This is a genomic window from Flavobacterium sp. ARAG 55.4 (assembly GCF_051846875.1).
Lineage (GTDB): Bacteria > Bacteroidota > Bacteroidia > Flavobacteriales > Flavobacteriaceae > Flavobacterium > Flavobacterium plantiphilum.
Genome location: NZ_JBPYCT010000002.1, coordinates 319,182 through 331,479, shown reverse-complemented (window position 1 = coordinate 331,479; position 12,298 = coordinate 319,182). Strand labels below are relative to the sequence as shown.

10 protein-coding genes are annotated in these 12,298 nt (G+C 35.4%); 8 read left to right on the top strand and 2 right to left on the bottom strand.

Features of this window, described 5'->3' with window-relative positions; translation table 11 throughout:
* Positions 1-12: 12 nt before the first annotated feature.
* A complete protein-coding gene (locus tag ACSV4D_RS03570; RefSeq protein WP_439227179.1) occupies positions 13-1,881 on the bottom strand; it encodes an Nramp family divalent metal transporter in 1,869 nt (622 codons plus the stop codon).
* Positions 1,882-2,053: 172 nt separating this feature from the next.
* Between ACSV4D_RS03570 and ACSV4D_RS03565 the strand changes: the two genes are divergently transcribed.
* The gene (locus tag ACSV4D_RS03565) at positions 2,054-2,968 is read left to right on the top strand and encodes an NAD(P)/FAD-dependent oxidoreductase (protein ID WP_439227178.1); all 915 of its coding nucleotides are present in this window, start codon (positions 2,054-2,056) and stop codon (positions 2,966-2,968) included.
* On the opposite strand, the gene ACSV4D_RS03560 is transcribed toward ACSV4D_RS03565, so the two are convergent.
* Entirely contained in the window at positions 2,962-3,357 is a 396-nt protein-coding gene (locus ACSV4D_RS03560; protein WP_439227177.1) for a Fur family transcriptional regulator, read from the bottom strand. The genes ACSV4D_RS03565 and ACSV4D_RS03560 overlap by 7 nt on opposite strands.
* A gap of 146 nt (positions 3,358-3,503) precedes the next feature.
* Between ACSV4D_RS03560 and ACSV4D_RS03555 the strand changes: the two genes are divergently transcribed.
* The 7 genes from ACSV4D_RS03555 to ACSV4D_RS03525 all read left to right on the top strand — a co-directional run bounded on the left by ACSV4D_RS03555 (position 3,504) and on the right by ACSV4D_RS03525 (position 12,295).
* Positions 3,504-3,848, top strand: coding sequence for a hypothetical protein (locus ACSV4D_RS03555; RefSeq protein ID WP_439227176.1), 345 nt, complete (start codon positions 3,504-3,506; stop codon positions 3,846-3,848).
* A gap of 62 nt (positions 3,849-3,910) precedes the next feature.
* Positions 3,911-6,292, top strand: coding sequence for a TonB-dependent receptor (locus ACSV4D_RS03550; protein ID WP_439227175.1), 2,382 nt, complete (start codon positions 3,911-3,913; stop codon positions 6,290-6,292).
* 30 nt (positions 6,293-6,322) lie between these two features.
* Positions 6,323-6,922, top strand: a complete 600-nt coding sequence (locus ACSV4D_RS03545) for a type 1 periplasmic binding fold superfamily protein (protein ID WP_439227174.1) — start codon at positions 6,323-6,325, stop codon at positions 6,920-6,922.
* A gap of 26 nt (positions 6,923-6,948) precedes the next feature.
* Positions 6,949-8,163 carry a hypothetical protein gene (locus tag ACSV4D_RS03540; RefSeq protein WP_439227173.1) on the top strand — a complete coding sequence of 405 codons (1,215 nt, stop codon included), beginning with the start codon at positions 6,949-6,951 and terminating at the stop codon, positions 8,161-8,163.
* A 180-nt stretch (positions 8,164-8,343) separates the two neighbouring features.
* Positions 8,344-10,650, top strand: coding sequence for a TonB-dependent receptor (locus ACSV4D_RS03535; RefSeq protein WP_439227172.1), 2,307 nt, complete (start codon positions 8,344-8,346; stop codon positions 10,648-10,650).
* A complete protein-coding gene (locus ACSV4D_RS03530) occupies positions 10,650-11,114 on the top strand; it encodes a thioredoxin family protein (protein ID WP_439227171.1) in 465 nt (154 codons plus the stop codon). The genes ACSV4D_RS03535 and ACSV4D_RS03530 overlap by 1 nt, the downstream gene beginning before the upstream one ends.
* Positions 11,115-11,149: 35 nt before the next feature.
* On the top strand, positions 11,150-12,295 hold the full coding sequence (locus ACSV4D_RS03525) for a lycopene cyclase family protein (RefSeq protein ID WP_439227170.1): 1,146 nt from the start codon (positions 11,150-11,152) through the stop codon (positions 12,293-12,295).
* Positions 12,296-12,298 lie beyond the last annotated feature (3 nt).

Below are 12,298 nucleotides of genomic sequence, written 5' to 3'. Positions count from 1 at the left end.
ATCTCAGCCACTTTATTTAACAATTAACAAAGGTATCGAAATTTTATGACGAAGTTTGTCTACAGTTGTACCAAAAATCAAATCTTTAAATCCTGTGTGCCCGTGTGTTCCCATTACTAAAATATCAAAACCACCTTTATTTACTATTTTCGGAATTATTGTTGTTGGTTTTCCAAAACCCAATTCGGTCTTAACATTGAATCCTTTTTGCGAAAGCATTTCTTTGTATTGCAATAATAATTTCTCGTCTATTAAGGTTTCATGATCATCAATTTTTTCACCATAAACCATGGCTCCTACAGTTTCGACGACATGAATCAATGTATAATTAGCTTCTTTCCCTCCCAGTTCAAAAGCATTATTTAAAGCAATTTCATCAGCAAAAGAAAAATCTACTGATACTGCAATATTCTTTTTAGCATAACTTTCCGCTTTAGAAAACTGCAGTTTTAGATTATGTGGCGAATGATTTAGTATCGCCATTCTTGTTTTGGTGATAAAAGGTTTAAATACAATATACAGCAACAAAATTAAAAATCCAAAAGCCAGAGGTACGACTGTAAACCATAAAACCATCGGATTTTCTGAAGTTTCCAGCCATCCGTTGATTTCATCATAAACTAATTTTGCATTTAATATTACGATAATCGATGCTACAATCCACGAAGCAATTTGTGTGAGTTTACTAATATGAAAACCCTTCATTTTACTCTTATCACTCACAAAATGAATTAAAGGAATAATAGCAAATCCCAATTGCAAACTTAAAACCACCTGACTAAAAATCAGTAATTCTCCCGTTACGCCTTCTCCAAAAATAGTAATGACAATTACTGCCGGAACAATTGCAATTAATCGTGTAATGATTCTTCTTACCCAAGGCTGAATTCTTAAATTAAGATAGCCTTCCATTACAATTTGTCCGGCTAATGTTCCGGTTACCGTAGAACTTTGACCGGCAGCAATTAAAGCTACTGCAAATAAAACAGGTGCCCATTTAGTCCCTAAAAGAGGTTGTAAAAATTTATGAGCATCCTGGATTTCAGCAACTTCATGCATTCCGCTTTTATAAAATGTGGCCGCAGCCAGAATTAATATTGCCGCATTCACAAAAAAAGCAAGATTTAGTGCAATGGTAGAATCCACAAAATTATATTTCAAAGCCTGTCTAATTCCCGCAGTTGTACGATCGAATTTTCGGGTTTGTACCAATGAGGAATGAAGGTATAAATTGTGTGGCATTACCGTAGCTCCAATAATACCAATAGCAATATACAAAGCCGCCTCAGTAGGCATCGAAGGAATTAAACCCAGCATCACCTTATCCACTTCCGGCTGTGCAAAAATCATTTCGAAAATAAATGAAACGCCAATTACGGTGACTAAGGCAATAATGAATGCTTCCATCTTCCGGATGCCTTTATTGATCAAAAAGAGTAGTAAAAAAGTATCTAAAACCGTAATTAAAACCCCTTCAATTAACGGAATATCAAACAACAGATTGATTCCGATTGCCATACCTAATACCTCAGCAAGATCACAGGCTGCAATGGCTATTTCTGCCAGAAAATACAAAATATAATTGATAAAGGGCGAATAGGTTTCCCGTGAAGCCTGCGCTAAATCCCGCTGGGTAACAATTCCCAACCGGGCGCTTAAACTTTGCAACAGTAACGCCATAATGTTACTCATTAACAAAACCCAGAGCAGCGAATATCCAAACTGACTTCCTCCGGCAATATCGGTAGCCCAGTTTCCCGGATCCATATATCCCACACTTATCAGATAAGCAGGACCAAAAAAAGCCATTATTTTTCTGAAAACTGATTTTTTATTTTGAGTCGAAACCGACTGATGTACTTCTTCAAGTGATTTTCCCATTGTATAAATAACTGATTCCGGCAAATATATAGAAAAATTACATTAATCAAATATTTTTTTTAGCCTGGACTAAAAATACAAACCGTATTTTTAGCTTTTGCATAAAAACAAAATGCAACATTGTTGCATTTAAGAAAAACTCATTATCTTTACAGCATAAATAAAAAACAATATGACAGCACAAACCCATTTTGAAGTTATAATTATCGGCGGCAGCTTCAGCGGACTTTCAGCAGCTATGGCTTTAGGCCGTTCTCTACGACAGGTTTTAGTGATTGACAGTGGACATCCATGCAACAGTTCAACACCTCATTCCCATAATTTCATCACTCAGGATGGTGAGAAACCAGCTGTAATTTTAGCGAAAGCTAAAGAACAGGTAGCTTTTTACAAAACCGTTCAGTTTTATAATGATTTGGCAACAGCAGCTCAAAAAAACAATGATGGATTTAAAATTACCACCAAATCAGGAAAAACTTTTAGTTCTAAGAAAATACTATTTGCTACAGGAGTTAGAGATTTACTTCCGGATACAGATGGTTTTGCCAATTGTTGGGGAATTTCCATACTGCATTGTCCTTATTGCCACGGATATGAAGTAAAAAATGAAAAAACAGCTATCGTTGCTAACGGAGAAACTGCTTTTGAATATGCTAAACTAATCAGCAACTGGACTAAAGATTTAAAATTGTGTACCAATGGAAAATCAACTTTAACACCTGAACAAACAAAAACGCTGAAGAAAAACAACATCGAAATTATTGAAAACGAAATTGCATCTTTCGAACATCAAAATGGTTATATCAAACACATTGTTTTCAAAAATGGAGAAAAAACGGCTGTCAAAGCCATTTACCATCGTCCTGCTTTTGAACAGCATTGTGCTTTACCGGAACCCCTTGGTTGTGAACACAACGAACAAGGCTTGTTAAAAGTAGATTTTATGCAAAAAACAAACATCTCCGGAATTTATGCAAGTGGTGACAATCAAACTCCCGCAAGATCTGTGGCTATGGCTGTCGCTACGGGTTCATTTGCAGGTGCAGCAATCAATAAAGAGCTTATTGAGGATAATTTTATTTACTGATTATTTTTGACACATGACGGACACAAGCCTGATAAAGTAAAATTGACTTCTTTAACCAAATAATTTTCAGGAAGTTTAAAAGAAGGTTCGACGGAATCCAAACAAGTCACCGATTGGCATTTTTCACAACTAAAATGCACGTGGTTGTGCGTATGTTGATGATGATCATGGCTATGATGACAGGCAGCGTATTTAATAGTTCCTTCCGGAGTGGCAATTTTATGAATGACATCTTCATTGACCAAACGATCTAAAATTCTGTAAATAGTTACCCGGTCACACAATTCCTGATTCATTTTTTGAATTTCAGCATGTGACAATGCTACTTCGGAATTTTTTATCAATTCCAGAATAGCCGATTTAGCAGTGGTATTTCGGGTTGTTTTCATTTATTAGAAAATAAAACGCAACACTGTTGCATTTAAAAATAAGACTATTATATTTGCAACTCAATTGCATTAAGCAAAGATACAAGAAAAGACAATACGAAATGAATTGTCTATTCTTCAACCCATCAATTATCGCATTTCCAAGAATGAAAAAAAAATTTATCCTAATCAATGTATTTCTGTCTATGGCAGTATTGTACTCAATACTGTTCCAGGCGATACATGCTTACGGACATTATTCGGAAGAAATTGCTAAAAAAACTACTTATCATCATTCGGATAACAAGGTCGAAATAAATCAGAATCACAGCATTTTTGAAAAATGTTCCACTTGTGATTTTAACTTTAGCTCGTTTACTACCACTGATTTTTATGTATTTCCTTTTTGTAAAAACAATACAGTAAAAGTCTTTACTTCATTATTTACTAAACAACATCTTTCCTTTTTTACCGGAAGTCTGTTCGCACTTCGGGCACCGCCATTATATTAAAATATTCAAAGAACTACTCATTCTATATAATGAGCCGCTTTTCTATATTTTAAATTCAGGTAATGTCAAAAAAACATCTCGTTTTTTTCTGGCTTATTGTGCTTTGTAATACAGTTTATTCGCAAAACACGATAAGTGGAAAAATAACATCACAAGGGCAAATTAGCGCTTCGGATATCCATATTCATATTGGTCAAAAAATCAGCAGCAGTGATGCCTCAGGAAATTATCACGTTAATAATTTACCGGATGGTAATACAAAAATCTATATTTCACACATTGGATATCAATCCATTGACACTGTTATTGACTTGAAAAACAATTTAAAAATTGATTTTAAACTGAAATTAAACACCACTAAACTGCATGAAGTGGTTATTCAGCAAAAAAACAGCAACAAAAAATCAGTCGCAGAACAACAACTGAAATTAGAAACGATTGAAAAATACAGCAATAAATCCTTAGGTGATGCGCTTAAAGAAATTCCCGGAGTCTCCACTCTCAAAACTGGAAACACTGTGGTAAAACCAATTATTAATGGCTTGTATGGAAGCAGAGTTCCTGTTTTGAATAACGGAGTGCGATTGGAAGATCAGCAATGGGGAACTGAGCATGCTCCTAATTTTGATGTGAATGCAGCCAGCAAAATTACCGTGATAAAAGGTGCTTCAGGTTTGCAATACAGTGGTGATGCTATTGGCGGTTTAGTGATTATTGAACCGCTAAACGCGAAAAAAGATACGCTTTTTGGCAAAACTGTTTTAAACTTGGATTCAAATGGAAAAGGCGGTTCTCTAAGTTCCGGCATTCATAAAGGAAATGATTTGGACTGGAGCTGGAATGCTTTGGGAACTTTTAAATATCTGGGAGATAAACAGGGAGCTGATTATGTTTTGTCGAATACAGGAAATAGAGAAGCTAATTTTTCAGGCGATATAAAATATACTGCCGAAAAGTACAATGCTACTGCTTTTTACAGTTATTACAAATCGGAAATTGGAATTTTGAGTGCTTCACATACCGGAAATGTGAATGATTTGTACCAATCTATTAACAACAAACAGCCGTCAATTGTAAATGAATTTACGTATAACATCAAAAATCCTAAACAAGATGTAGAACATCAAATTGCTAAATTCAACTTTGATTATTATTTGAACGAATCGGCATCTGTTACGTTTCAATATGCTTTTCAATTCAACAAAAGATTAGAATATGATGTCCGGAGAGGTGATTATAAAAACACTGCCGCTTTAGATTTAGATTTAAAAACCCATTCGATAAATATTGATTACAAGAAAAACGGACATGACTGGAATTTAAAATCGGGATTAAGTGCCAATACACAAAATAATTATGCGAATCCGGCAACAGGAATTCGTCCGTTGATTCCTAATTATGACAAAATTGATTTTGGCGCTTATGTCATTTCAGGCTACAATTTCTCAGATAGTTTTTCTGTAGATGGCGGATTACGTTATGATTTTTCAAAAATTGATGCGACTAAATATTACCAAAAATCCAGATGGGAAGAAAGAGGTTATAATGAAACCTTTCCTGAATTTATCGCGGGAGATTATGGAACGCAATGGCTAACTAAACCTGACTTTACTTTTCATAATATCTCGGCAAGTGTCGGTTTTCATAAAAAACTGGAAAGGAATTGGGATATTTTTTCCAATGTAAGTTTTGCTTCGAGAAATCCCAATCCTTCTGAGTTTTTTAGCGACGGATTGCATCATTCTACTGGCGTGATTGAGTTGGGAGATTTGAATCTGGACAAAGAACAATCGACCAAATTATCACTAACCATTCAAAAAAAATACAACGGATTTTCTTTCGAAGTAAATCCTTATTTCAATCACATTCAGGATTATATCTTCCTGAAGCCTGTTGGTTTTGAAACAACTATTCGTGGTGCTTTCCCTGTCTGGGAATACCAGCAAACTAATGTCCGCCTTTGGGGAATGGATATTCAAACGCATTGGAATATTACAAATCATTGGCAACATTCCTTTTCATTGGCGTATGTAAACGGAAAAGATAGCAGTAATGATGAACCTTTAATTGATATGCCTCCATTGAATTTGAACAATAAAATACGGTTTTCTAAAAAAGAATGGCATCAACTTATTCTGGAATTAAACAGCGAAATTGTATCCAAACAAAACCGCTATCCTGACAATAATTTCTACACCAATATCATTAAAAACAACGAATTCGAATCGGTTTTGGTAGATATCAGTACGCCGCCTCCAGCCTATCATTTACTGCATTTTTATACGGAAATGAAATTCAATACGTTCAAAAATGCCACGACAACTATAGCCTTTTCTGTTCAGAATATCTTCAATTTTTCCTATAGAGATTATTTAAACCGCCAACGCTTTTTCGCTGATGAAATCGGGCGAAGTTTCCAAATTCAACTCAAATTCAATTATTAAACTATATCCCTTAATTTAAATTCAAACAAAATGAAAACAATTCAGAAATCAAAACAATTTAGATTGTATGCTCTTGCCGTAATAACTGCCTTAACTTTTTCATCCTGTAGCAACGATGATGACAATCCTGCTCCCCCAGTAAACGAGGAAGAATTAATCACAACAGTTACGGCTGTTTACACTCCTGCAGGTGGCGGAACAGCGGTAACTTTACAATACAAAGATTTAGATGGTGAAGGTGCAAATCCTCCGCAAATTACTGTTTCCGGTCCTTTTTCAAAAAACAAAACCTATAACGGAACGGTAACATTTAAAAATGAATTGGTAAATCCTGCCGAAGATATTACTGCTGAAATTCTGGAAGAAGCTTTAGATCACCAACTTTTTTATCAGACAACAGGAACTTTGAATCCGTTTACGTACGCAACAACTTCAAGTAATTTTGACAGCAATGAAAAACCTATTGGTCTGCAATCTGTTTTTGTAACAACCGAAGCTTCTTCTGGAACCTTAACCATTACTCTGAGACATGAGCCCAACAAATCGGGTGCTAACGTTGCTGCCGGAGACATCACTAATGCAGCCGGTTCTACTGATGCCGAAGTTTCTTTCTCTATTTCAGTTCAATAAAAAATCATAATTAATCTAAATATCCAATGAAAAACAAATTTCAAAAATTATTATTTTTATTTGCCTTATCTGCTTTTGCTGTATCTTGTAGCAATGATGACGATCATGAACATGACCATCATGATGACGAAACTTCACAGGAATATAAATACCTGAGAGTATTGGTTTCTGACGAAAAAACCACTGAACTTTCATTTATAAATCCGGTAGACGGAACAGCATCATTTTTCAATGCTAAATTTCCAAAATCGGCATTGTACACTACAGAATCCGGAAGATTTGCCGCAATTATTCACAGAGCCGACAACACCGTTGAAACTTTCGACAGCGGATTTGAATTCCACGGTGATCATGTAGATACCAAAGGAACACCAAAATTTGGAGCTTTGACAGGAACATCGCTTTCACCAACGCATTTCAAGAGTAAAAAAGGAGAGCTATTAACATTTAATGATGGTGATGGCACTTTATCTGTTGGTAAAGAATCTGAAATTCATACCATAGGAGCAACATTTAAAACTATCAGTGCCGGACTTACAGCACATCACGGCGCAATGGCCACTTTCTCTAATGGTACTTATGCTATTACTGTAAAAGACAATTCTATTGCAGGAACACTTCCCGAAAAAGTAAAAATTATAGATAACACGGGAGCAACTGTTCACGCTGCAAAACTGGCTACACAGGGAATTCACGGAAACGCTACCGATGGAACTTATGCGGTTTTTGGTTCTGCAAGTGGAATTCTTGTGGTAGAAAGTAATGGAAATCAAAAATTAATTCCTCATCCTGAAGGTTTTGGAACAGCCTGGTTTGGTAGTATTCTGGAAACTGCTTATCCTGGAAAATTTATAGGTTATACCGCTGCAAAAGGTGCTTTTTTAATTGATGTGTCTAATGAAACTGTTACTCCTGTTTTTGAAAGCACAAAAATCATGCAGTGTAAAGTGAGTTACAATCATAAAAAACTGGGAATCCTTTTGCATTCAGGAGAATTCAGATTATTTGATTTGAACAGTTTACAAGCTGAAAAAACTGCTAATATCATTTCAGCAACTGCTGAAGATTCGACACAAAAACCGCAATTGGAATTAACCGAAAGGTTTGCTTATATCACTTCGCCAATTACCGGAGAATTATTAAAAGTTAATCTTTCCAGTCTGGCTACTACTAAAATAAAAACATCAGCTACTCCCTACAGAATTACCATTTTTGGTCATGAGAATAGTTCCGGACACTAATTTAAAAGTAACTTATAGTAAAAGGCATGCAATTTTGTATGCCTTTTTTTCTTTGATAAAGAATCCATTTATAACTTCAACAATTGGCTTTCTAAATTATTTTCAAACTTTATTTTGTTAATCAAATATTATTTTTAGATTTGTCTAAATTTAATTAATAAGTCAATCTAAAATATAATTGTGAAAAATCTAATTCTACTTATCGGTATTCTATTAACAAATACTGTTTTATTTGCTCAGACCACCATAAAAGGAAAAGTATCCTCTGAAGGCATGCCATTACAATATGCCAACATTTCACTTAAAAATTCGAAAATCGCAACCATCAGTGATGAAGACGGTAATTATTTTATTCAAAAAATAATGCCGGGAAATCATGAAATGGTGGTTTCATATACCGGTTTAAAAACCCGGACAAAAAAAATCATGGTAACAGACACTACTGAAATCATTTTAAATTTTGACCTAAAAGAAAGCAACACCTTAGACGAAGTCGTGATTACCGGAACATTAAAACCGGTCAGCCGTTTGGAAAGTCCTGTGCCGGTGGAGGTTTATAAACCCGCTTTTTTTAAAAAAAATCCGACGTCAAATATCTTTGAAGCCTTGCAGAATGTAAACGGAGTACGTCCGCAATTGAATTGCAATGTTTGTAATACGGGGGATATTCACATCAACGGATTAGAAGGTCCTTATACCCTAGTTTTAATTGACGGAATGCCAATAGTAAGCGGACTTTCAACCGTTTATGGATTATCCGGAATCCCAAATTCTCTGCTGGAGCGTATTGAAATTGTAAAAGGACCCGCTTCCTCTCTGTACGGAAGTGAAGCTGTAGGGGGATTAATCAACATTATTACCAAAAATCCTAAAAATGCTCCTGCTTTTTCTGCAGATGCTTTTACCAATAGTTGGGGAGAGCTTAATCTTGATTTGGGTTTCAAAGGAAACGTCAGTAAAACAGCTTCAGTATTAACCGGAATTAATTATTTTAATTACAGCAATCCGATTGACAACAATCACGATAATTTTACCGATATGACTTTACAGGATCGGATTTCCGTTTTTCAAAAATGGAATTTCAATAGAAAAAACAACAAATTGCTTTCGGTAGCAGGGCGTTATTTTTATGAAGACCGCTGGGGCGGAGAAATGCAATGGGAGAAAAAATACCGTGGTGGTGACGAAGTGTACGGAGAAAGTATCTATACCAAACGCTGGGAAATATTAGGAGCTTATGAATTGCCTTTTTCAGAAAAAATGTTATTCTCCTTCTCTTACACCGACCACGATCAAAATTCGGTGTATGGCAATATTCCTTATCTGGCAAAACAACGTATTGGTTTTGGACAGTTGACCTGGGATAAAAAAATAGCATCACATGATATGCTCTTTGGAACAGCCCTACGTTATCAATATTATAACGACAATACGCCTGCAACAGCAGAGGAAAGTATCAATTGGATTCCGAGTTTATTTGTTCAGGACGAAATAGCTTTAGCCGAAAAACACAAATTGCTTTTAGGCGCACGCTATGATTACAACCGCAATCACGGTGCTATTTTTACACCCAGACTGGCTTACAAATTGAAAATCAACGATAATAACATTGTTCGATTCAATACCGGAACCGGTTTCAGAGTAGTCAACTTATTTACCGAAGAACATGCAGCACTGACCGGATCTCGCGATGTAATAATTTTAGAAGAATTAAAACCCGAGCGTTCTTACAATGCGAATTTAAACTACCTGAAGAAAATTTTCACCAACAACGGAAACTTCATCGGCTTGGAAACCTCGGCCTGGTCCACGCATTTTACCAATTCAATTATACCTGATTATGATACTAATCCGAATCAGATTATTTATAAAAATCTGGACGGATATGCGGTTACCAAAGGAATTAGTACCAATATCGATATGGTTTTTCAAAACGGACTGAAAGTCATTGTAGGAGCAACTTATATGGATGTATCCAAAACCGAAAACGGAATAAAAACCCGCCAGATACTAACCGAAAAATTCACAGGAACCTGGGCAATTTCATATCGGATTAACAAACTTTTCCTGGATGTTGACTATACCGGAAATCTATACGGCCCGATGCGACTTCCTACTCTGGGAGAATTGGATCCAAGAAAAGATTATTCTCCAACCTGGAGTATTCAAAACATTCAGTTTACGTTTAATAAATTTAAAAATATCGAAATTTACGCCGGAATCAAAAACCTGTTGAACTGGACTCCTAACAAAGGGAATCCGTTTATTATTGCGCGCGCCAACGATCCATTTGATGATAATGTGAAAGTTTCTGACGGCAATACTAATGATCCTAATAATTATGGCCAAAAAGGGAATTTTGTTCCAAATGGTCAGGTAGTCGACACAGCAGATAATCCGTATGCCTTAACTTTTGACCCCGGCTATGTTTATGGACCGAATCAGGGAATCCGAAGTTTCTTTGGCTTGCGATATACTTTAAAGTAATGAAAAAAAGGCTATTCATATTATTAATTTTCTTTTGGGCGATTCCATCCGGTTTTGCCCAATTGAAAACCCATACGTTTGAAGAAGCCGAACAATTAGCCGTAAAAAACCCAAAACCCTTTGTCGTTTTCACCCATACTTCCTGGTGCAAATACTGCAAATTGATGGAGAATTCCACTTTTAAAAATCCTGAAATTATCTCCATACTGAACGATAGCTTTTATTTTGTCGCTTTAGATGCTGAAGACAAAAAAGACATTACGTTCAACAAACATACCTTTCAATACAAACCCACCGGAACCAATACCGGTATTCACGAACTTGCAACAGCATTAGCTACCAGCAACAATCAGGTCACTTATCCTACATTGACTATTTTAGATCCGGACTATTCTATCTTATTCCAGCAAGCTTCCTATCTAAAAGCCCTAGACTTACTTGAAATTCTTGAGAAAATAAAATAATTGGTTACTTTTGGAAAGCATCTTCTAAAACCAATATGAAACACTACCATTATATTTTTACCGGAACAGGCCTCGCTGCTTTAATGACCGTCTATAAAATGGTTTCATCCGAAAAATTTAAAGACAAAAGCATTTTACTTTTGGATGAAAATCCTAAAAAAACCAACGACAGAACCTGGTGTTTTTGGGAAAAAGAAAATGCAATTTGGGACTCCATCGTTTCAAAAAAATGGGATTCGGCTTTGTTTGCCAATGAAAATTTCAATCGAAATTTAGAAATTCAACCCTATCAATACAAAATGATTCAGGGATTGGATTTTTACAATTTGGTTTTTGAATTACTTACAAAACAAAAAAACATCACTTTTTTAAATGAAAAAGTAACTGATATTAACGAATTGGAAAATCACGTTTTCGTGGCTACCGAAAACAATTCCTTTACTTGTGATCAGGTTTTTAATTCCGTTTACAACAAAGCTGTTGTAAGCAATCAAACGAAATTTCCGGTTTTGCAACAGCATTTTATTGGTTGGAAAATAATATCAGAAGAAGCCGTTTTCAATCCGGAGCAGGCTACGTTTATGGATTTTTCAGTATCTCAAAAAGGAAACACCCGTTTTATGTATGTGTTGCCAACATCTAAAACCGAAGCTTTACTGGAATATACTTTGTTTTCACATTCGCTTTTAGCAAAAGAGGAATACGAAGCCGAAATAGAAAACTACATCAAAAAACTTGGTATTACTAATTACCAAATCATCGAAAAAGAACAAGGAAGTATCCCAATGACTTCTTATCCTTTTTGGGAAAAAAACACTAAAAAAGTGCTCAACATTGGTACCGCCGGTGGATGGACGAAAGCCAGCACGGGTTATACTTTTAAGAATTCCGATAAAAAATCATCGCAATTAATTACTTTTCTTCAACAGGAAACGGATTTTAGGAAATTTCATCGCAAAACTAAATTTTGGTTTTATGATTTACTTTTATTAGATATTTTGGACCGACAAAACGAATTGGGTTCCCGCATTTTTTCTTCGATGTTTAAAAATCGAAATCCCGCTTTGATTTTTAAATTCCTGGACGAAGAAACTTCACTAATTGAAGATATTCAGGTTATTCTAAAATGTCCTAAATGGCTTTTTATAAAAGCACTATTCCAAGCGGTACGTTATCTCTAATAT

What these genes read in the sequence shown, in the direction of transcription:
- ACSV4D_RS03570 (WP_439227179.1), bottom strand. Translation starts at nt 1,881, where the DNA reads ATGGGAAAATCACTTGAAGAAGTACATCAGTCGGTTTCGACTCAAAAT.
- ACSV4D_RS03565 (WP_439227178.1), top strand. Translation starts at nt 2,054, where the DNA reads ATGACAGCACAAACCCATTTTGAAGTTATAATTATCGGCGGCAGCTTC.
- ACSV4D_RS03560 (WP_439227177.1), bottom strand. Translation starts at nt 3,357, where the DNA reads ATGAAAACAACCCGAAATACCACTGCTAAATCGGCTATTCTGGAATTG.
- ACSV4D_RS03555 (WP_439227176.1), top strand. Translation starts at nt 3,504, where the DNA reads ATGAAAAAAAAATTTATCCTAATCAATGTATTTCTGTCTATGGCAGTA.
- ACSV4D_RS03550 (WP_439227175.1), top strand. Translation starts at nt 3,911, where the DNA reads ATGTCAAAAAAACATCTCGTTTTTTTCTGGCTTATTGTGCTTTGTAAT.
- ACSV4D_RS03545 (WP_439227174.1), top strand. Translation starts at nt 6,323, where the DNA reads ATGAAAACAATTCAGAAATCAAAACAATTTAGATTGTATGCTCTTGCC.
- ACSV4D_RS03540 (WP_439227173.1), top strand. Translation starts at nt 6,949, where the DNA reads ATGAAAAACAAATTTCAAAAATTATTATTTTTATTTGCCTTATCTGCT.
- ACSV4D_RS03530 (WP_439227171.1), top strand. Translation starts at nt 10,650, where the DNA reads ATGAAAAAAAGGCTATTCATATTATTAATTTTCTTTTGGGCGATTCCA.
- ACSV4D_RS03525 (WP_439227170.1), top strand. Translation starts at nt 11,150, where the DNA reads ATGAAACACTACCATTATATTTTTACCGGAACAGGCCTCGCTGCTTTA.